The organism is Sphingomonas kyungheensis (genome assembly GCF_037120395.1).
GTDB lineage: Bacteria > Pseudomonadota > Alphaproteobacteria > Sphingomonadales > Sphingomonadaceae > Sphingomonas > Sphingomonas kyungheensis.
This window is the reverse complement of sequence record NZ_JBBBDM010000003.1, coordinates 287,417-306,455: the sequence shown is the minus strand read 5'-3', so window position 1 is coordinate 306,455 and position 19,039 is coordinate 287,417. Positions and strand designations below refer to the sequence as shown.

Annotated in this window: 19 protein-coding genes and 1 tRNA gene; 1 reads left to right on the top strand and 19 read right to left on the bottom strand. The window is 66.4% G+C overall.

Annotated features, from left to right (window positions below):
- Window positions 1-27 precede the first annotated feature (27 nt).
- The 7 genes from V8201_RS09200 to V8201_RS09170 form a co-directional block, all read right to left on the bottom strand.
- On the bottom strand, window positions 28-645 hold the full coding sequence (locus V8201_RS09200) for a retropepsin-like aspartic protease family protein (RefSeq protein ID WP_336545102.1): 618 nt from the start codon (window positions 643-645) through the stop codon (window positions 28-30).
- Complete coding sequence (locus V8201_RS09195) at window positions 642-1,406, bottom strand: MBL fold metallo-hydrolase (RefSeq protein ID WP_336545101.1); 765 nt, start codon at window positions 1,404-1,406, stop codon at window positions 642-644. The genes V8201_RS09200 and V8201_RS09195 overlap by 4 nt, the downstream gene beginning before the upstream one ends.
- A complete protein-coding gene (locus tag V8201_RS09190) occupies window positions 1,403-2,179 on the bottom strand; it encodes a TatD family hydrolase (RefSeq protein WP_336545299.1) in 777 nt (258 codons plus the stop codon). Before V8201_RS09190 ends, V8201_RS09195 begins: the two co-directional genes overlap by 4 nt.
- Complete coding sequence (metG, locus tag V8201_RS09185) at window positions 2,179-3,732, bottom strand: methionine--tRNA ligase (RefSeq protein WP_336545100.1); 1,554 nt, start codon at window positions 3,730-3,732, stop codon at window positions 2,179-2,181. The genes V8201_RS09190 and metG overlap by 1 nt, the downstream gene beginning before the upstream one ends.
- A gap of 41 nt (window positions 3,733-3,773) precedes the next feature.
- Window positions 3,774-4,748 (bottom strand): DNA polymerase III subunit delta', encoded by a 975-nt coding sequence (locus V8201_RS09180; protein WP_336545099.1) that lies wholly within the window; start codon window positions 4,746-4,748, stop codon window positions 3,774-3,776.
- Window positions 4,749-4,758: 10 nt separating this feature from the next.
- The gene (locus tag V8201_RS09175) at window positions 4,759-5,925 is read right to left on the bottom strand and encodes a D-alanyl-D-alanine carboxypeptidase family protein (protein ID WP_336545098.1); all 1,167 of its coding nucleotides are present in this window, start codon (window positions 5,923-5,925) and stop codon (window positions 4,759-4,761) included.
- Window positions 5,926-5,992: 67 nt separating this feature from the next.
- A complete protein-coding gene (locus tag V8201_RS09170) occupies window positions 5,993-6,988 on the bottom strand; it encodes a lytic murein transglycosylase (RefSeq protein WP_235199829.1) in 996 nt (331 codons plus the stop codon).
- Between the two features lie 142 nt (window positions 6,989-7,130).
- On the opposite strand from V8201_RS09170, the gene V8201_RS09165 reads away from it, so the two are divergent.
- Window positions 7,131-7,220: transfer RNA gene (locus V8201_RS09165), tRNA-Ser, on the top strand.
- 121 nt (window positions 7,221-7,341) lie between these two features.
- Here the strand turns inward: V8201_RS09165 and V8201_RS09160 are convergent.
- The 12 genes from V8201_RS09160 to V8201_RS09110 form a co-directional block, all read right to left on the bottom strand.
- A complete protein-coding gene (locus tag V8201_RS09160) occupies window positions 7,342-8,412 on the bottom strand; it encodes a beta family protein (protein ID WP_336545097.1) in 1,071 nt (356 codons plus the stop codon).
- A gap of 11 nt (window positions 8,413-8,423) precedes the next feature.
- On the bottom strand, window positions 8,424-8,864 hold the full coding sequence (locus tag V8201_RS19030; RefSeq protein ID WP_373276475.1) for an ImmA/IrrE family metallo-endopeptidase: 441 nt from the start codon (window positions 8,862-8,864) through the stop codon (window positions 8,424-8,426).
- Window positions 8,865-8,917: 53 nt separating this feature from the next.
- Window positions 8,918-9,331, bottom strand: a complete 414-nt coding sequence (locus V8201_RS09155) for a hypothetical protein (protein ID WP_336545096.1) — start codon at window positions 9,329-9,331, stop codon at window positions 8,918-8,920.
- A 127-nt stretch (window positions 9,332-9,458) separates the two neighbouring features.
- Entirely contained in the window at window positions 9,459-13,328 is a 3,870-nt protein-coding gene (locus V8201_RS09150) for a hypothetical protein (RefSeq protein WP_336545095.1), read from the bottom strand.
- A gap of 9 nt (window positions 13,329-13,337) precedes the next feature.
- A complete protein-coding gene (locus V8201_RS09145; RefSeq protein WP_336545094.1) occupies window positions 13,338-13,622 on the bottom strand; it encodes a hypothetical protein in 285 nt (94 codons plus the stop codon).
- Window positions 13,619-14,266, bottom strand: coding sequence for a hypothetical protein (locus V8201_RS09140; RefSeq protein ID WP_336545093.1), 648 nt, complete (start codon window positions 14,264-14,266; stop codon window positions 13,619-13,621). The genes V8201_RS09145 and V8201_RS09140 overlap by 4 nt, the downstream gene beginning before the upstream one ends.
- Before the next feature lie 2 nt (window positions 14,267-14,268).
- Window positions 14,269-14,889 (bottom strand): hypothetical protein, encoded by a 621-nt coding sequence (locus tag V8201_RS09135; protein ID WP_336545092.1) that lies wholly within the window; start codon window positions 14,887-14,889, stop codon window positions 14,269-14,271.
- Window positions 14,879-15,232 carry a hypothetical protein gene (locus V8201_RS09130; protein ID WP_336545091.1) on the bottom strand — a complete coding sequence of 118 codons (354 nt, stop codon included), beginning with the start codon at window positions 15,230-15,232 and terminating at the stop codon, window positions 14,879-14,881. Before V8201_RS09130 ends, V8201_RS09135 begins: the two co-directional genes overlap by 11 nt.
- Complete coding sequence (locus V8201_RS09125; protein WP_336545090.1) at window positions 15,225-15,383, bottom strand: hypothetical protein; 159 nt, start codon at window positions 15,381-15,383, stop codon at window positions 15,225-15,227. The genes V8201_RS09130 and V8201_RS09125 overlap by 8 nt, the downstream gene beginning before the upstream one ends.
- Before the next feature lie 505 nt (window positions 15,384-15,888).
- Window positions 15,889-16,137, bottom strand: a complete 249-nt coding sequence (locus tag V8201_RS09120; protein WP_336545089.1) for a hypothetical protein — start codon at window positions 16,135-16,137, stop codon at window positions 15,889-15,891.
- Window positions 16,137-16,499 (bottom strand): hypothetical protein, encoded by a 363-nt coding sequence (locus V8201_RS09115; RefSeq protein ID WP_336545088.1) that lies wholly within the window; start codon window positions 16,497-16,499, stop codon window positions 16,137-16,139. The genes V8201_RS09120 and V8201_RS09115 overlap by 1 nt, the downstream gene beginning before the upstream one ends.
- Window positions 16,500-16,948: 449 nt before the next feature.
- Window positions 16,949-18,964 carry an AAA family ATPase gene (locus V8201_RS09110; protein WP_336545087.1) on the bottom strand — a complete coding sequence of 672 codons (2,016 nt, stop codon included), beginning with the start codon at window positions 18,962-18,964 and terminating at the stop codon, window positions 16,949-16,951.
- Window positions 18,965-19,039: the final 75 nt, after the last annotated feature.

Here is a 19,039-nt window from a genome sequence, read left to right as displayed (position 1 = left end):
CCTGCTACTCAAGTTCGATAATATGTATTATGTAAAAACCTGCGGGTGATGTGGCTCGAGGATCAGCGTGCTGCCCTCCACCCGCCACGATTTCAGCTTCGACAGGAAGTTCATCCCGAGCACATCGGTGTCCCCGAAGGCCGGCGACACGACGACGCCGAGATCCCGTGCAGCGATATCGCCGAGCCGCAGCTCCCGCACCGTCGCGGTCTGCGCACGGATCTGGCCGTTGGCGGTGTTGAGGATCATCGGAAATGCGCTGTCGCGGACGTCGAGCGCGGCTGCCTGCGCCGTAGTCGTCGAAAGCGCCGTCACCGTCGCACCACTGTCGACGAGCATCCGTCGCGACACGCCGTCGAGCGTCACGCGCGCCCAGAAATGGCCGTCGGGCGCCATCCGGATCCGCGTCTCCTTGCCCGCGACCGACTGATCCTCGATCTTGAGCAGCCGTGCGACGTGCTGGAGGTACGGATCAAAGCGCTCCCGCTGCGCCACGACGATCGCGAGCAGGCCGAAGATCGCCGCCCAGCTGACGAGCGACAAGGCGATCCGGGCGATCGGTACGCGCCGCGCCACCAGCGCCGCGATCGGCAAGCCAAGCAACACCACATAGAATAATGCAGAGCCGCCCAGTTCGTGTGTCATGATCGAAATTCGAGTCCGTCATAGCCAGGTTCGACGCCCGGCGGCAGCGCCGCGACGAGCGTCGCATAGTCCATGGAATGATCCATATGTATGAAGGCTGACCGGCGGGGACGCAGCTCCTCGATCCAGTGCAAAACGGTCGGTGCGTCGGGGTGCGTCGGATGCGGTGCGTAGCGCAGCGCGTCGACGATCCACACGTCGAGGTTGGTATAAAGGGCGCGCATCGCCGGGGTCAGCTCGTGAAAATCGGTCGCATAGCCAATGACCGCATCGTCCGTGGTGAAGCGCAGCCCGGCCGAGCTGATCCGGCCATGCGGCTGGTCGACCACATCGATGGTGATGCCACCGATGGTCAGGCGATCCGGCAGCTCCGCCGCCTCGACCGTCGGTGGATAGCCCTGCCGCCCGGCGAAGACATAGGTGAAGCGCTCCCGCAGCGCCGCGAGCGTGCTTTGTCGGGCATAGCCCTGCACCGGCGCGCCCCGCGCATGGAAGATCTGGCGGACATCGTCGATGCCGTGGCAATGATCGGCGTGATCGTGCGTCCAGAGGATCGCGTCGACCGCCGCCACCTCCGCGGCGAGCAACTGCTCGCGCATGTCCGGCCCGGTGTCGACGAGGATGCGGGTGCCCTCATGCTCGACGAGGATCGACGCGCGGGTGCGGCGGTTGCGCGGCTCGGCGGGATCGCACACGCCCCAATCATTGCCGATCCGCGGCACGCCCGATGACGTACCGGAGCCGAGGATGCGGACCTTCATCCGCGCGCCTTGCCGAACAGCGTGAAGAAATTGTCCGCCGTCCGCGCCGCCAGCATATCGAGCGGCTCTCCGCGCAACGCGGCGAGGAAGGCAGCGGTATCGGCGACGAACGCCGGCTCACCGGGCTTGCCGCGGTTGGGCACCGGGGCGAGGAACGGTGCGTCCGTTTCGATCAGCAAGCGATCGATCGGCAGCCGCGCCGCCGTCTCCTGCAGATCCCGCGCGTTCTTGAAGGTGACGATGCCCGAAATCGAGATGTAGAGACCGAGTGCGAGCGCCGCATCGGCGAAGGCGCCGCTCGCGGTGAAGCAGTGGATGACGCCGGTATAGGCCCCCTGCTCCATCTCGTCGCGCAGGATCGCCAGCGTATCCGCCTCTGCGTCGCGGGTATGGACGATCAGCGGCAGGCCGGTGTCGCGGCACGCGGCGATATGCGTGCGGAAGCTCGCCTGCTGACGGATGCGGTCGGACCGTTCGTAGAAATAGTCGAGGCCCGTCTCGCCGATCGCGACGACGCGCGGGTGCGCGGCGCGCGCGATCAGCGTGGCGCGGCCGATGTCAGGATAGTGATCGGCTTCATTGGGGTGGATGCCGATCGCCGCCCATACGTCGGGCTCGCGTTCGGCGGTGGCGATCACCGCATCCCACTCGCTCTCGCGCGTCGAGATGTTGAGCATCGCACCGACGCCGCGGGCGCGCGCGCGGCCGAGCACCTGCTGCTGCTGCTCGAACACCCCCTTATAGTTGAGGTGGCAGTGACTATCCGCGAACATCATGCCGCGGCGGCCGGCAGTTCGAGCCGCGGGAAGATCGGCGACGGCGGTGCGATGACGAAGCCCGATGTCGCCTGGCGGCCGTACCAGCCGTCATCGTCGATTGCCGCGTGATCGCGCGCCTCGGCACCGATCTGGTCGAGCACCTTGGCCGCCGACTCCGGCACCACCGGCAGGATCGCGATCGCCAGCATGCGGATCGCACGGACCAGCGTGCCGAGCACCGCCTGCATCCGCTCCGGATTCGTCTTGCGCAGCGCCCATGGCGCCTGCGCATCGATATATTGGTTGCAGGCGAAGACGCCGCGCATCCACGCCTCGATCCCCTGGCTGAGCATCAGATCGCCGAACGCCGAGGTGAGACCGGCGCAGGCGACGACGACCTCTTCGATCAGCATCGCATCGGCCGGGTCACTGCGCCCGGCCTCGGGGAAGGCGCCGGCCAGATTCTTGACGATGAACGACAGGGTGCGTTGCGCGAGATTGCCGAAGCTGTTGGCGAGTTCGGCATTGACGCGCGTGACGATCGCCTCGGCCGAATAGCTGCCGTCCTGACCGAAACTGACGTCGCGCAGCAGGAAGTAGCGGACCGCGTCGACACCGAACGCGTCCGTCAACTCGTCGGGGCTGACGACGTTGCCGACCGACTTCGACATCTTCTCACCGCGGTGCAGGACGAAGCCATGCGCGAACACCTGCTTGGGGATCGGCAGCTGCGCCGACATCAGGAAGGCCGGCCAATAGACGGTATGGAAGCGGGTGATGTCCTTGCCGATCAGATGCAGATCGGCCGGCCAGAACCGCGCCAGCGACGCGGTATCGTCGGGATAGCCCGCGCCGGTCAGATAGTTGGTGAGCGCGTCGACCCAGACGTACATGACATGGCCCGGGCTGTCGGGCACCGGTACGCCCCAGTCGAAGCTGGTCCGCGACACCGACAGATCGGACAGGCCGCCCTCGACGAAGCGCATCACCTCGTTACGACGCGCCTCCGGCCGGATGAAGTCCGGGTTGGCGGCATAGAAGTCGAGCAACGGCTGCTGATATTTGGACAGGCGGAAGAACCACGTCTCCTCCGCGGTCCATTCGACCGGCGTGCCCTGCGGCGAAAGGCGCTGCCCCCCTTCCCCGTCGACCAGCTCCTTCTCGTCGTAGAAGGCTTCGTCGCGGACCGAATACCAGCCTTCGTACCGATCGAGATAGAGGTCGCCCGCGTCGCGCATCGCGCGCCAGATCGCCTGGCTGGCGGCGTAATGACCGGGTTCGACGGTGCGGATGAAGCGATCGTAGCTGATGCCGAGCTTGTCGGCCATGCCGCTAAAATGCGACGACATTTCGTCGGCGAAGGCGCGCGTTTCCATGTTCCGGGCGCGCGCGGTCTGCGCCATCTTGAGGCCGTGTTCGTCGGTACCCGTCTGGAAGCGGACGTCGCGCCCCGCCTGCCGCTGGAAACGGGCGATCGCATCGGCGGCGATCATCTCATAGGCATGGCCGATATGCGGACGCCCGTTGGGATAGTGGATCGCGGTCGTGATATAATAAGGATCGGCCATGCCGGCCTCCTAGTCGATCCACCCGGCGAGGTGAAGCGGGCTCAGCGCAGCGTCGCGAGGATCGCCGCCATCTCGAACACCGTCGCCTGCGCATCGAGCGACAGGCCGAGCGCCGCGCCGGCGAGGTCGCGCGCCGCAGCCTGCGCATCGATCGCGGTCTTCAGACGCGGACCGCTGCGCCCGCGCGCCTCGCGCGCGATCAGCGTCGGCACGCGATGGAGAAAGGCTTCGTAGCGCGCGGCATTGCCCTTGCCGGCGAGCGCCTTGGCAAGCGCCGCCCGGCGCGTGTTGGCGGGATCGCCGTCCCCGGCGATGGCGACGATCGCCCGATCGATCCCGTCGATATCGAGCCCGGCATAACGGATCGCCCGCCCCGGCGCCCCCTCCCCGCTGCCGACCAGCGTCGCGATCTCGTCTTCGGACGTTTCGGGAAGCGCCTGCCGCAGTGCCGCCGCCATGTCGGTGTCGTCGAGCGCGGCGAAGCGCAGCACGCGGCAGCGCGAGCGGATCGTCGGCAGCAGCCGTCCCGGCGCGTGGCTGACCAGCAGGAAGATCGTCCCCGCCGGCGGCTCCTCGAGGTTCTTGAGCAAGGCGTTGGCGCCGTTGCGCTCGAGATCGTCCGCCGCGTCGATGATGACGACGCGGCGCGCGCCCATCGACGGCGTCGTCGCGAACATCGGCTGGAGGCTGCGCACCTGCGCGATGGTGATGCTGCGCGCGAGATCCTGATCCGGCTTGTCGGCATCCTTGGGCAGGCGGTGCAGCACGCGCAGATCGGGATGCGAGCCGGCATCGACCAGCGCCCGCGTCGGATGGCCCTCCGGCACGGCGAGGCCCGGCGCGACGGCGCCCGTGGCGCTCGCCTCGGCGAGCAGACGCAGCGCCGCGCGATGCGCGAAGCTCGCCTTGCCGACGCCTTCGGGGCCGACGATCAGCCACGCATGATGCAGCGAGCCGCCGCGCAAGGCCGCGGCGAAGGCAGCCTGCGCGTCGCTATTGCCGAACAGCTCGCTCACCGGCGTCGGATCACCCGAACAGCGAGGTCAGCCCCGCCCAGGCGCGACCGAAGAAACCGGCTTCGCCGACGTCCTTGTCCGCGACCAGCGGCAGGCGCTGCTCGGGCAGGTCCGGCGCGGTGACGACAAGATCGGCGATATGCTGGCCCGCCTTGATCGGCGCGCGGATCGGGCCTTCGTAGACGACCTTGGCGTGCATCTCCGGCACCGCGCCGGCCGGCAGCGTGACGGTCAGGTTGCGCGGCGCAACGAGGCCGACGCTGCTCGCGCCGCCCATCTGCACCTCGGCGGTCGAGACCTGCTTGCCCTGCGCGACGATCGGCTTGGCCTGCCAGGCGCGGAAGCCCCAGTCCATGAACCGCACCGATTCCTGTGCGCGACCGTTGGACGAGGTCAGCCCGGCGACGACCATCACCAGACGGCGGCCGTTCTGCTCGGCCGATCCGGTGAAGCCGTAACCCGCCTCTTCGGTATGGCCGGTCTTCAGCCCGTCGGCGCCCGCCACGCGGCCGAGCAGCGGGTCGCGGTTCGCCTGGGTGATGTCGGCGCCCGCGCCGAGCGTCTTGCCCCAGGTGAAGCTCGGCAGCGAATAGAAGCGCTTGTACAGGTCCGGGAAGTCGCGGATCGTCGCGCTGGCGAGATGGGCGAGGTCGCGCGCGGTGACATAGGTGACGCCATTGTCGGGCCAGCCGTTCGAAGTGCCGAAATGACTGTTGGTCAGGCCGAGCTTCTTCGCCTCCGCGTTCATCCGGTCGGTGAAGGTCTGCTCGGTGCCGCTGATCCCCTCGGCGAGGACGACGCAGGCGTCGTTACCCGACAATGTGACGATGCCCTTGAGCAGATTCTCGACGCTGACATTCTCGCCGGTCGACAGGAACATCGTCGACCCCGCCTGCGGCCCGTGCCAGCGCTGCCACGTCTCGGGACGGACCTGGAACGTCTGGTTGAGCTTGAGCTCGCCCTTCTTGATCATGTCGAACGCGACATAGACCGTCATCATCTTCGCCATCGACGCAGGCGGCATCCGCCGGTCGGCATCCCGCTGGTACAGCACCGCGCCCGACGACAGATCCTCCATATAGGCGATCGGCGCGCTCCCCTGGAACTGGGGCGCAGCGGCGATCGTGGGAACGGCGGCGGCGACGATCGCGAGGGGAGCGGCAATCAGCTTGTTCATGACGATGGTGAGGCTTTCCGGGAGATGAAGCGGGAGAAAATCGGCATAGCGCCGCGCGGCGGCGACGTCAGCCCTCAACCGCGTCGGCGAGCAGCCCGACCGACAGAGCGTAGAAATTCGAGCAATTGTAATCGAGGATCACGCGGTAATTGCCGGTGAGCAGATAGGCGGTCGCGCCCGGACCGTCGGGCTCGATCAGCGTCGCCTGCACGGTATCCGCGGGCCAGCGCCGCCCCTGCGGCACCAGTCCGAGCGCGCGCCACTCCGCCATCGTCCGCCAGCGGCTGTGCCGCTCGAACACGCGCGGGCAGCGTGGGCTGACCATCCGGTTGGTGATGCTGCGCCGGTCGAGCGACGCCGGCACGCTGACCGCGACACCCCACGGCTGACCCGGTCGCCAGCCGGCATTGGCGAAGTAATTGCCGATCGAGGCGAGCGTATCGGCCGGGCTGGTCCAGATATCCGCGCGCCCGTCGCCGTCGCCGTCGCGTGCGAGCCTCAGATAGACGGAGGGGAGGAATTGCGGATTGCCGGTCGCCCCTGCCCAGCTGCCTTTCAGCTGTTCGCGCGGAATGCCCCGATCGAGGATCTTGAGTCCGGCGATGAATTCGCCCGCAAACAATTCGCGCCGCCGCCCTTCATAGGCGAGGCTTGCGAGACTGCGCAGCAGGTCGAAATTGCCGGTATAGGCGCCGTAGTTGGTTTCATGCCCCCAGATTGCGACCATGATCGATTCGGGCACGCCGGTCTCGCGCTCGACCCGCGCCAGCCGGGCGCGTTGCGCCTGATAGGTCGAACGGCCACGACCGATTCGCGCCGCATCGACGTGGCTCGTCTTATACGGCGCAAAGGGCGGGGTCGCGGTGCTGCCCGGATTGCCCGGCTGGGCACGGTCGAGCTGGATCGTGCGGTCGCTGAGCGTCAGCGTCGGGAAGACCGAATCCACCGTCCGCTGCGTCACGCCGGCGGCCAGCGCCTGCTGCCGCAGCGTCTGAAGATAGGCCTGAAACCCCGCCTCGTCCTGCGCGGCGACCGGCGCCGCCGCGGCCAGCGCCAAGCTCATCGCCAAAGCGCCGGTCGTCAGCGCGCGTCGCAATCCTTGCCCCCACATGCCGGCGGTGGTGCCACAGCCGGCGCGGCGCGTGAACCTCTTATCGTCGCAGGGCTTGCACGGGCAGCCGCGGTGCGACTATCCGGGGTCCGCCGGAGGGATGGCCGAGTGGTTTAAGGCAGCGGTCTTGAAAACCGCCGTAGGTGGAAGCCTACCGTGGGTTCGAATCCCACTCCCTCCGCCAATTTCTGCCAAAAAACCATTGTAATTGCAGTATCTTAGCTCAGAGTCGCCGCGGCTGGCCCATGTCGCTACCCACGTTTCCGAAGCGGTTTAGTATGGACGATTGCGATCGACTAGGAACGTCAATCGTCAGTGAACGGCTCGTCGGCGTCGCCTGTAACCACGTCAGCCCCGAAAAAGGCCTGACGATGGAGGTGAATATTAATGCGAGCAGCGGCGGCGATTCCGGGGCTTTTGATAGCACCGGGTAGCCCCTGAGCGGTGCTTTCAATCGCGTAGGTCCCCCACAGGTTCAAGCCACGAGGCCAATCGGGATCGCCCACGGCACGGCGAGCAACGTCTTCATAATCCTCGGAGGACGGTTGGCTTTTGTCCTGACGGAAAAATATCCACTGTCCGGGCAGCGGCAGGTCTATCCGCGGGATGTTGCGCATCGGAACGTCCAACGTGGAGGGGGGTCGAGTACTTCCCCAATCACCATAGACCAAAGCAACCGAATTGTGCCGCCTCACGAGATTAGAATATATGCTTCTCTCCGCGAGAGCTAGAGTACCGCGGGCCCCGATTGACGCAAAGGTATCAGGAAAGCTACTGCCTGCCACCACCAATTCCGTTTCAGGGGCGATATTCGCAACTTGGCCAATGATCTGCGAGGCCCACAGCTCCCGCGCTATCAGATCGTTTGCCCAGCCCATGTCTACGAAGATCGTGAGATCGGCTATGCGCTCAATAACCGCGGAAAGTAGGCGCAACGGAGGTACGCTTCCGGTAAAGGCTAGACGGAGCACCGCCCCCCGGTCGATCCGCTCAATATGCCGGGCCTGCCCTTCGAGGTCGGTAATGCCATCCTCCGATATGCGGATGACCGGGATTGCGAATGGCACCCCCTCGACAGCTTCATAGTAGGCCGCGTACCCCGACGCGGGGTTGAAGAGCGCCGCAAATTGCTCTGCTGCCGGCTTTCCGCTGCTCGACAAGCGACGCGTCGGGTCGAGGTCCAAAGCGAAGCGGCGGGACCCGAAGGCCTCGCCAATCTTCTCCCAAGTACGGCTGAGCTGCTTAGCGTTCGGCCAGGGGCGGGCCGACAGCACCGGAAACATCCGATCTTTTGATGTCGCTGGAAGCTGGAACAGCGCCTTCATCTCGGCAACCCGAGTGTAGAGAATCGGGCAGTAGGCGATGTTCTGCAGCATTCAAATGCCTTCTAAGCGACGCCCAACCGGACCTTCATGGCGGGGACGGATACTCGAAATATTCCTGCTAATTCGTCAACCGTTTCCTGTGTCCGCGCGCCCCCCAAACGTCGGAGCTCATCCGACACAGTAGGTGCAGGCATCACGATGTCTGCCGCCAACTTGTTTGCTTCAACCTCTTTACGGCTGGTCAAACTGGACCGATACATGATGCTATCAACGACACCCGTTCCGATATCATCGCGATGGAGTAGGAAATGGGCTAGTTCATGAGCAACCGTGAAACGCTGACGTTCGGGAGGCTCATACTTGTTTACCCGGATTTCAAACCTCGATGGAGCCGTGGCAGACGGCTGGATCAAGCCAGATATTTTTGGCGGTAACGGCGATCGGATAACTTCGACACCAAGCTCTCGGGCGAGTTCACCCACTCGGACGGGAACCTCCGCCATGTAGCGCTTGACGATCTCAGCCTCATCTGGCCGAGCACGACTGAGAAGGCTAGTCACGACTGCCCCTCCCCTTCAGCGCCATCATCTTCGCTACCGATGGGTGATACACCTTCAAACATCATTTCCTGTGTCTTGGCCTTTAACGCCTCTGTCACGCGCATGTTCAGCATTTCATCTAGAGCGCCGCCCTCGCGAAATCCGTCCTGTAGATATTCTTCTGTTTTCAAATGCGCCTTTTGCTCAATCGAGGTCCAACCCACAAAGCCAACCACAGCTAGAAAGACAGCAAGAACGGTAATCAACAGAGATACAGCTGTGAGCATAATCGAAATAAAGTCAGCGTAGGATAAAGTGTACTGACTTTTCCCGAAATGACTTGTCATCAGACTTCCGACGATGCCGGCGATCAGGCAAAGGGCCAATAGACCCGCGACCTTCAGGGCCGACAATCCTCGTGATCCCCCCATCGGCATCCGCTTAGGCTCCAGAACGTAACAGGAACAATATAAGATTGACGCGTGAGGCGTCAATCGTGGGCAGCGTGGCGATCATTCGCTCGGTCCTGGGCAAGCATGCGACATTGCGTTCGCCTTGTTATTCGTCAGTCGTTAATAGGTCGAGAGCCTGTCGCATGCCCAAATAGCTCTGGAAAGGGACAAGGCGTTTCATCGCTTCGACCTGACTGTCCGTGACAGGATCGCCGGTGGCCGCCCCGATCGGTGCGCCGGCCGCCTTCGACGTGTCGGCAATCAGGCCAGCGGAGGGGCCGAGCAGCTTCCCGACTGGATCGACGCCAATCCGGCGCACCCCCTGCCCGCCCTGCGGCGCGTTCGGGAACGCCGCCATGAGCGGGTCCTTCACCGGATTGAAGCCGGTCATGGTGTCCGCGGTGGCGGCCGCCTCGATCGGCAGGGCGAAGAAGCCGGAGGCGTCCAGCGCCTCGCCGAGTACGTAGCCTGGGTTCTCGGCAGCGGTCATGAACCGCTCGTACCGCTCGCCGCCCACCGCATAGGCGCGCAGCCACGCCGACAGCAGCCCGACAGACGTCATCCCCACCATCATGCTGGTGAACTGCGTTTTGCCCTCCTGCATGCCGCGCAGGAGCACGCGCTGGTGGCTGGCGAGATTGTAGGTCTTGAACTGGAGCATCGCCTTGCCGAGCGGCGTATGCGCGAACAGGGGCACGTCGCCGACGCTGCGCGTCACGACGACGCTATCAACCTCCTTCGACACCGCCGCGCGATAGGCGCGCACCGCGTGGACGTCGTTCCATCGCTCCGTGTTGGCCACCCGGACGCCTTCGATCACCTGTCCGTGCTCGGCAAACTCGCGCCCCACCCGCCGCGCCATGTCACCGTCGATGCCGAGATAGGCGAGGAAGCGCCCGTCTTCCGCCCGGCCGGCCACCGCGTCGAGGATGCGGTTTTGTGACATGATCGAGGCGATCGACTTCGACATGTCGGTGAAGAGCGACATGCCGTTCCAGGTCGAGCCAATGCGGGTGCCGTTCTGTAGCAGCCGCTCAATCGCTGTGCCCGATCGGTACGGGTCGCCGATCTCGCCAAGCGTCGCGAGCCGGTTCTGAAGCACCCGCTCCGTCACCTGCCCGGCAAGCTGCGCCTCATGGATCGACAGCTTCACCGCGTCGAGGTTGCCGATCAGGGCGGGTACGCCCTGCGACATGAAGCGGCCGACGCCCTGCGCGGTCGCGCCGCGGTATAGGTCGGAGAGGTTGGACAGCACGACACGGCCCATGCTGCGGATGTAATTGAAGGCAGTGAGGCCGCGCACGATCCGGCCGAAGTCGCCGCCGTTCTCAGCCGACTTATAGGTGCCGCGGATCAGGTCACGCATGGCGGTGAGGTCTTCGATCGCCCCATGCTCGTCGTTCGACAGCGCCTTAAGCCGCGCTTCGTCCGCGCCGGCGTTCGCGCGCAGATCGGCATAATCCCGCCGGATGGCCGTGATCTGATCGCGCATGTCGGGGCGGCCGAAGCGCCGGGTGAGCTCCGTTTCCGACGCCATAGTCCGCCCGTAGCGCTCGGCGACGGACATGACGTTGCTGTCGAGGAACTGCGTCACCAGCGCGTCGGGAATGTTGAAGGTGCGATCCTTCATAGGGCCGCGGGTGATCGGCGTCAGATAGTCCGGCAGCGCGTCGCCGCCGCCCATCGCGCGGCCGGTGAGCTTGTCGAATACGCTGTCGGCGATGTCGCGGGCTGCGTCGGTGAAATCAGCCTTCGCGCCGCCGGCAGCATCGACGCCGACGCCGCCGTGGGCGATCTCCCAACGATCGTAGAAGTCGCGCTCCAGCTTGGCGCGCACGTCCGCGATGGCCTGTACCCGCGCGTCGACCTTCGCGGGATCGAGGCGGGCAAGCCGGTCCTTCAGGCGCTGCGCCCGCTCGCCCCGTGCCAGCGTCATGTCGGACACCTCGCGCGCCGCGCCCTCCATGGCTTGCCGCAGTTCGGCCAGCGCCGCATCCGGGTCGAGCGCTTCCGCCGCCTCCATGCGGCGCGACAGGCTGTTCAGGCGCTCATGCCGCGCCGCTTCGGCCGCAGCCTCGCGCTGGAGGCGTTCGGCCATGCCGGCGGGTGCGTCGTCGCCGAGTCGTTCGGCGACGCGGGCGATCCGGTCTTGCGCGCGCTCGGAGCGCTGCACGACATCGGCGAAGGCGCTGCGCAGATCGGACAGCTTGTCAGCGAGCTTGCCGGGGTCGAGCCGCTGCGCGGAGCGCTCGAACACCTGCCCGCGCTGGACCAGGCGCTGGAGGCTCTTCGCATTGCCCTCCTGCATGTCGGACAGCGTGTTGAGCAGGCGATCGGCGCGATCGGCGATGCCCGCATAATTCATGTCGACGCGGCTGCGGCGGCCGCGCAGCGCCCCGCGCTCTTTCAGGTAGGATCGAAGCCCCTCCCCGCCCTCGGCGGCGGCGCGTGCGGCTTCTGCGCGGGCGTCGCGGGCGGCCGCGCCGTTGCCGGCCTTCTCCGCGTCGCGCGCTTGGCGACGCAGATCGTTGATCCGCGACACGCGGTCGATCTGGTCGGGGTTGGCTTCGTCGAGCCGCGTGGCCTTGGCTTCGATGTCGGCCAGGGCAGCGGTACGGTCTTTGGGCGACAGGCGAAGGTCGGCGAGTTCCTGATCGAGCGCGGCGTTGCGGGATTTCAGCGCCTCGACGCTCTCGGCGTAATCTTGCCCGATGCGGTCGCGATAGAAGCCGGTGACGATCTCCTTGAACTCGGGCTCGCGCGCGGTGAGCGCGCCGCGGTTCCAGACACGCGACAGGTAGCTCGCCGCGGTATCGACCCCCACGTCGTCGGGCAGCAGGCCAAGGTCGATCGCTTCGTTCTTGAACGGGTCGAACACCCGCTCCCGCCACGCCGACGCGGCCCGGCTGACGAACGGGTTGGCGTCGGTATCGCCGTTGCGCATGGCGTTGCCGACCGCTTCCTCGAACTCCGGCCGGCTCATGTTGGTGCCGGCTTTCTTCATGTCGGCGAAGATCGCGTTATGGGCTTTCACGGCGTCGGCCATGCGAGACAGGTAGGTGCTGCGCGCCAGCGTCTCGGCGGCCGCGCCGAGCGAGCGGCCCTCGCCGTGCATCGTCTGGTATAAGGTGTTCTCGGCAAGCTGCTGCGACACCTCTCGGGCCGCCGCGCTCTCGCGGAAGTTCGCCCGAAGGTTCGGCGACAGGGCGCGTGTGGCGGATGCTACCCGCTCGGTGATGTTGCCGGCCACCGTCAGGTCGCCCACCGTCGCGCGCTCGACAGCCGCCGCGCCGGCGCTGCCCGGCTGCGCGGTGACGATCCCGTGCAGCGCCTCCGCGGCGGTCTGGCGCTCCGCCTTCGACATCAGGGTCGCAGCACCCGCGCCGAGCAGGCCGCCGAGCACGATGCCGCTGCCGATGGCCGTATAGCTCTCTTCGGGCGTTCGCAGGTCCTGCGTCGCCTGAAGGCCGGCTTCCTGGATCGCGGTCGACACGCCGCCCGCGGCCGCAAGGGCCAGGGCGGAGCGGCCGATGCGATAGGCCGACCCGACTTTGGCGATCTCGCCGCCGACCGGGATCAGGATGGTGGGGTCGACGACAGACGTCGCGATCATCGCCGCCGTGCCGGCCCACCCGGCCGACGCGAGCGTCTTCCTGTCTTCGCTTTCGCGGTCGATCTGCCGTTTGAGCGCTTCGGTATAGCCGGCGTTATTGGCGGAGGTGAAACGATCCCAATGCTGCTCGTAGGGCGTGCCCTGGATATCCTTCCACGGGTTGTAGCCAGGGTCGACGTTGTTGTTCGTCCCGTCGAAGCTGTCGGCGCGAGCCATCACGGAGCCGATGATATTCTCTTGCCGCCACGCCGCGCCGAGCGTTTCCATGGTCGACGGCGCGGCTTGCGGGCGATCCTCGGGCAGCGCCCCTGTCGCCAGCGCGTACAGGTCGTCGGGGCCGCGGGTGCGTTGAACGATCGGCATATGAGACTCCTATCGGCGCGCCCAAGCGCGGGCGGCGGCAAGACTGCTGAAGGGGCGATCGGCGCGGCTCTGATACCAGCCGGAGAGATCGGGCAATTTCCAGGCGGCGAACATGTCGGCAAATTGCCCCTCGCCGATGCTCGCGCCCTCGCGGGCAATCGTCAGGGCGTCGATGCCGTCTTCGGCCTTCGCCCCGATCCAACCGCCGCCGACCGTCATGACGACACGTGCTGCGCCGTCTTTGGTGAGGGCGGGCCGCCCCCTCCAGTTGCGATAGGTGACGCCCTCGCTCATTTCCGCGAGCCCATGCCGAGCTGCTTCATCTGCGCAGCGGCAAGCAGCGCCATGGGCGACACCATGGCGGCCGTTATCGCGTCCTCCAGGTTGGGGAAGCGGGCCGCGGTGGCTTCGAGGTAAGCGAGGCCATCGGCGATCATCTGCTTGGCGGCGGGGCCGTGCGAGCGCTCGATCATCGCCCTGCACTGCCGACCGGCTTCCATATAGCTGGCGTCGCTCTCGAACGCGCCGGTCGCATGAAGCTGCGCGATGTCGCTGAAGGCCCCATTGGCCAGCTCGGAGGGCACGCCGGCGGACAGAAGGTCGCCCTTCAGCGCGCCAAGCCCGTCAGGGTCGGCGATCTCCAAGCCAGGCGGGACGTGCTGCTCAAACGAATAGGCGGCCGCGCTGGTCGGCGCGAACTCCGCGGCGGTAGCTTCCTGTGCGGCCTGTGCGGCGGCAGCGGGATCAAGGGCCGCGCCGGCGTGCAGCGCCTCGATCCGGGCGAGGATCGGCGCACGGCCAAGGGGCGACAGGTTCGGGTTGGAAGCCTGTTCGATCAGGCCGGCAAGCTCGGTGTGCTGGTCGGCCGACATAACGCTGGCGGTTACGGGGGCCGCATCCTGCGCCGACGCCGCAGACTGGATTTCAGGATTGCTCATAGTCAGGCTTCCTTGCGGGCGGGGCGGCCGGGCCGCGGCGCGATTTCACGGAGGGCGATATCGAGGTGGGCTTCGAGCGACGGAGCCGGGGCGCTCTGATCGAAAGCGGCGCTGCGCGAGGCGAGCACGCCGCCGTGCGCCAGCCGCTCATGGGTGACCATCGGCATGTCAGTGAGCAGCCGCGGGAGTTCGCCGAGCGCGGCACGGCGCGTCGGGCCGTCCGCTTCTTCCCATAGCGCCTTCGTGCATTCGCGAAGGGCCTGGACAGCCGCCACCAGCAAATCGATCGAACGATGCACCTCGGCCGCCTGTTTGCGCGCCTCCCGCGCCATACCGGCGAGTCGGGCCCGCGCATGGGCTGCATTGGCTTCGGCGATCTCAGCGGTCAGAGCGGCCATGCCGGCAGCGGCTTCGTCACGCGCGGTACGATAGGTGGCGACGCGGGACTCGATCGCGGTGACGATCCCTTCCAGGCGGTCCACCGCCTCGGCCGCGCCGGCCTGCCCGTGCTCGGCTTCGACCACGCGGACGCTCAATTCCCGCCGCATCTCTACGGCTTCGGCTTCCAGCGCGGCGATACGGATGTCGAGCGATGCGATCGTGTCGGTGGGGCTAACGGTCATTGGACGCCTCCAGGCGGTTGATGTCGTTGTCGATGTTGAGAAGCGTCGCGGCCAGTCGCTCTTCCTCGGCTTGCGCTTCAATGTCGCCGCCCGCCGCCGCGGCCTCGGCGACCCGTCCGGCCAGGCAAACGCGCTCGCGCCGCAGGTAGAGAGCCTTCAATTGCTCGGCGGGATCGGCTTCGAGCCAAGCGATGCGAGCGTTGAAGAATTGCGCCTCGCGATGCAGTGCTTCGGCCCGGAGCGTCGCGCCGGGCACGCCACGGCTGGCTTCGACGTCTGCGGCGCGGGCGGCGGCCTCGGCGGCGTCGCGGCGCTGTCGCGCCTGCTCCAGCGGATCAGCCACGGGCCTGCTCCGGCAATTGGCCACGGCGGCGAAGCTCGGCGACGATGGCGGCACGAGCGAAGCTGGCCGGGCTCGAAAAGTCCGCTGCGGCGGCTTCGGCCAAGGCGGCTTTGAGCTCCGGCGGGATGCGGATGGCTAACTTCGTGTCCAACTTGCGTCTCCGATGTCCGTGTGACGAGACGAAAAGGCCACGGTTGGGCGACAGCAGCAATTATCGGTAAAGTTCTATTCCGCTTTATTTTCTGCGGAGAAGCATCAATGCTGAATAGCGTCGGTGATATGCTCTAGGTGAGCCGCCGCCGCTCTAGTGATAAGTCGGTAAGGTTGGAAAGTGGATACCCCCCTATCTTATCCGGTAGGGGACCCATCGCGATCCGGCCCCCTACCCCCGGCTTCCAGGCCGGAGGGCAGATCAGGATTTTCGTAGGCGGCGGCGCGATCCCCGCGGCGGCAGGACGCGCGGCATCGCTGCCCCGCCAGCGTCGGCCGGGCAGAGCACGCACAGGCAACAGGAATGTGGGTAGATATGTGGGGCGACAGATTGCACAGGCTAATACCTGCGCATTTCTGCCACTCTTCGCCGATCAGCCGCGGAGGTTATATCCGCATCACCGGTTTGGCGGGCGTTGTGATACGCCCGCCAATCGGGAAATTTATCAGGAGAACTGGCGGCCCGCAGGCGGCTGCGCAATATCTTCGAGGATCGACGCACGCTTATCCCCGTGTGACAGGCGAACCAGCGCGCCGAGGGCAAGAAACCCAGAGCGCACGCAATCCCGCACCGCCTCCTCACCAAAGCGATCCCGCAGCTCTAGCAGAGCCTCTTGCGCAAGCTCCTGATCGGCGGTGCCATCACGTTCTAGGATCGCATTGAACCGCGCATCAATTTCGTCTTCGATGTCCATCAGAACAGGTCCTTCGCCTCGATCTGCCGCGTCTCGTCCTCCAGCCCAAGCCGCACCGCCTCGGCGCGGCGCTCTTCTGGCCGCAGGGGCGGCAGGCTTGGCACGGGCTCGGCCACGGGCGTGACGTTGATCATGCGGCCCGCGAGCTGCTGCTCGGCGAACGCGATCAGGCTCTCCAGCTTGTCGACCGTCAGATCGTCGGTGGGCGTCGTGACTTCGAGCTTCACCTCGCGCGGCAGCACCTTGGCAATGAAGTCGAGATACTTGCCCGGATCGGTGTGCGCGACGCGGGCGAGAGCCGCAGGGCCGTCGCGCAGCCAGCTATCCAGCACGTCGGACACGACGTTCTCGGCCAGCTTCACACGCGATCCCTTTGGGCGACCCGGGGAACGTCCTCCGATCCCTTTAAGAAACCGCCCCTGCTTGTCTCGTTCGGCCGTAGCATCGTTGCTGATGAACGCCTCATCGGGCCTCTGGACTATACTCATCGGTCTTACCTCCTAGGGGGACACAACAGGGGGACAGGCCAAATTTCAGGGTCTGTCAGCCCCTCAAAAAGTGACGGTTTTCTGCGGTTTTTCGTAGGGGGACAGGGGACACCCCCTAGTGTCTTGGAAATTTGTCCCCCTGCGCCGCTGCGCGGAGCGCTGCGCGGCGGCAAGCTAAGGGGCCGGGAGACAGCATCAGCCGCCCTGTCCCCCAAGCTGTCCCCCATGGCCCCACACCAGAAACGGCAGATTTCTGCGGTTCTATGGGCGCAACTCGACGTAGGGGGACAGGTCGAAGGAGCGGTGTCTCCCATCCTGTCCCCCTAAAACAGCGTTGCAGGGGTGACGGGAGGCGCGGGAACCACAAATTCGACCCCGTGGGCTCCGAAAGCTCGCTCGATATGCTTCCCGGCGATCAGCCGCTCTTCGATCCGGGCGAAGCGCTTCTTGCGAGTAGCGGGCGTGCTATCGCTCCACTCCCCGTAGCAATGCTGGCGAATAAGCTCCCGCGGCACGCCTTTCCGGCCATCCGGCGTGGCCTCCGCAGCCGCGAGCATTAGCCCTGCGAAGCTCTCCAGATAGAGCGCCTGGTGCGGATCAAAGGCGGAAGCACTTATCGGCCGCACGATCGCGGCACTGATCGGGTCGCCATCTTCATCAACGCCAAGGTTGACGCTCCGCAGCTCGAAGTCGGCGATTGGCCCCGTCTCGGCATAGCGGCTCTTGGTGAGCGCCAGCTTCCTGTCCTTCACCTCGCCGGTGATCTCCGAAATTTCGCCGGTGGCGGCCAGGATCACGTCCGCACTGGCCGTCCACGCGCTCGATCCCCGCACGCCCGCGCCGTCGCTCTTGCCGTAATGCGCCACCGCCACGATCAGACAGCCCGCATCGCCGGCGAGCTTGCCGAGCGCCTTCATCGCTGCGGTCGCGAGCTGCGCGTCGTTCTCATCCACGCTGAAGGCCGCAGCGACCGTGTCGACCACGATCATGCCGAGACGCAGGCCGAACCGCGCCTGCATCTCGGTCGCCGCCGCCGTAACGATGGCCCCGATTTCGTTCGCGTCGCTGATCTCCGCCCAAGCGATCGGCAGCGCTGTGGCGTCGATCCCGCCCAGCCGGTGCAGCCGCAACGCTTCGAGCCGCGGCGCTATCGTGCCCGCGCCTTCGGCGGCGAGGATCAGCACGCCGACGCGCTCGCGCACCGGACGCCCGAAGAAGCCGCCGCCCGTGGCCAGAGCGCCCGCAAGCTCAAGCGACAGGAAGGTCTTGCCGATGCGGCTCTGCCCGGCGAGCAGCACGACCCCTTCGCGTGGCAGCCATTCCTTCACCAGCCAGGTCGGCCGCACCGCGGCGTTGGCATCCGACAGGAAGCGCACGATCGGCTTGGAGACGATCACGGCCGGCCGCGGGAGATCGACGACGCCGCCAAGGTCCACCGCCGGCGACGCTGCGCCCGGAGCATTCTGGCCGTAGAGATAGGCGTTCTCCACCTTGCGGGCGAGTTCGTCTCCATCCCACGGCGGCGCGCAGCGCGGGTTCCAGTGCTCGGCGATCAGGTCGACCGCCTGTGCCTCCGACACCCCCATGTCGCGCACCGCGCACGCAAGCTGGTACGTGGCCGCGTCACCTCCCTGCCCTTCCACGGCGACAGGAGCGGCGCAGAGGAAGGCCGTGACGCGCTGGAGGGCTTCAGGTGTGTCGAGGTCGCATGCAGGTGCCTGCGTGTCTGTCAGGCGCTCCCGCGGGGCAGAGAGCCGGTCGAGGATGAGAGGCGGCAGATCGGCCAGCGCCGTGTCCTGCTCGATCTCGTACCTGCCGCCCTCGACGGTGCTCCCGGCGGCAACGACATACCCGTGCCGGCCGCGGACATCGATCCCGCGCCCGAGCGGGCTCGGCGCTTTGTCGCTGTCGGCGACGTTCGCGACGTCGCGAGGCGCACGGTAAAGTAGATGCAGCCCGCCCGATGGCGTTCGCACCGTCAGTGTGTCGCGCGGCAGATCGAGAGCGGCGAGCGATCCCATGCCGGGCTTGCCGCCCTTCACGTCGACATCGATCGCCGCATATCCGTCGCCCATGAGCAGCCCGACGTTCCACGGCTGCGGCCAGCCCGTGATGCTGTCGGTCCAAAGCTCGGCGGCGCGCAGCGGATCGGCGGTGGCGATCTCGTAGAACGCCTTGTCGCGCGGCGTCTTGCCGCCGGCGATCAGCGGGAAGACCTTGAACCCACGCTTCGCCCAATCGACCGCGGTATCTCGCATGTCAGCGGAGCGGACTTGGGTGACGGGACCGCCGGTCAAAGCGGCCCTCATTTCAGGGGTAATAGGATGCACGGTGGCCATGTCTTTTCTCGATTGAGCCACCGGCGTTATCCAGCAGAGCCGGGCACCGGCCGCGCCGCGAGGCGCGAGGGTCTA

Bases quoted from the DNA above. Each gene is read 5' to 3' on its own strand.
- V8201_RS09200 (WP_336545102.1), bottom strand. From the start codon at position 645: ATGACACACGAACTGGGCGGCTCTGCATTATTCTATGTGGTGTTGCTT.
- V8201_RS09195 (WP_336545101.1), bottom strand. From the start codon at position 1,406: ATGAAGGTCCGCATCCTCGGCTCCGGTACGTCATCGGGCGTGCCGCGG.
- V8201_RS09190 (WP_336545299.1), bottom strand. From the start codon at position 2,179: ATGTTCGCGGATAGTCACTGCCACCTCAACTATAAGGGGGTGTTCGAG.
- metG (WP_336545100.1), bottom strand. From the start codon at position 3,732: ATGGCCGATCCTTATTATATCACGACCGCGATCCACTATCCCAACGGG.
- V8201_RS09175 (WP_336545098.1), bottom strand. From the start codon at position 5,925: ATGAACAAGCTGATTGCCGCTCCCCTCGCGATCGTCGCCGCCGCCGTT.
- V8201_RS09170 (WP_235199829.1), bottom strand. From the start codon at position 6,988: ATGAGCTTGGCGCTGGCCGCGGCGGCGCCGGTCGCCGCGCAGGACGAG.
- V8201_RS09160 (WP_336545097.1), bottom strand. From the start codon at position 8,412: ATGCTGCAGAACATCGCCTACTGCCCGATTCTCTACACTCGGGTTGCC.
- V8201_RS19030 (WP_373276475.1), bottom strand. From the start codon at position 8,864: ATGGCGGAGGTTCCCGTCCGAGTGGGTGAACTCGCCCGAGAGCTTGGT.
- V8201_RS09155 (WP_336545096.1), bottom strand. From the start codon at position 9,331: ATGGGGGGATCACGAGGATTGTCGGCCCTGAAGGTCGCGGGTCTATTG.
- V8201_RS09150 (WP_336545095.1), bottom strand. From the start codon at position 13,328: ATGCCGATCGTTCAACGCACCCGCGGCCCCGACGACCTGTACGCGCTG.
- V8201_RS09145 (WP_336545094.1), bottom strand. From the start codon at position 13,622: ATGAGCGAGGGCGTCACCTATCGCAACTGGAGGGGGCGGCCCGCCCTC.
- V8201_RS09140 (WP_336545093.1), bottom strand. From the start codon at position 14,266: ATGAGCAATCCTGAAATCCAGTCTGCGGCGTCGGCGCAGGATGCGGCC.
- V8201_RS09135 (WP_336545092.1), bottom strand. From the start codon at position 14,889: ATGACCGTTAGCCCCACCGACACGATCGCATCGCTCGACATCCGTATC.
- V8201_RS09120 (WP_336545089.1), bottom strand. From the start codon at position 16,137: ATGGACATCGAAGACGAAATTGATGCGCGGTTCAATGCGATCCTAGAA.
- V8201_RS09110 (WP_336545087.1), bottom strand. From the start codon at position 18,964: ATGGCCACCGTGCATCCTATTACCCCTGAAATGAGGGCCGCTTTGACC.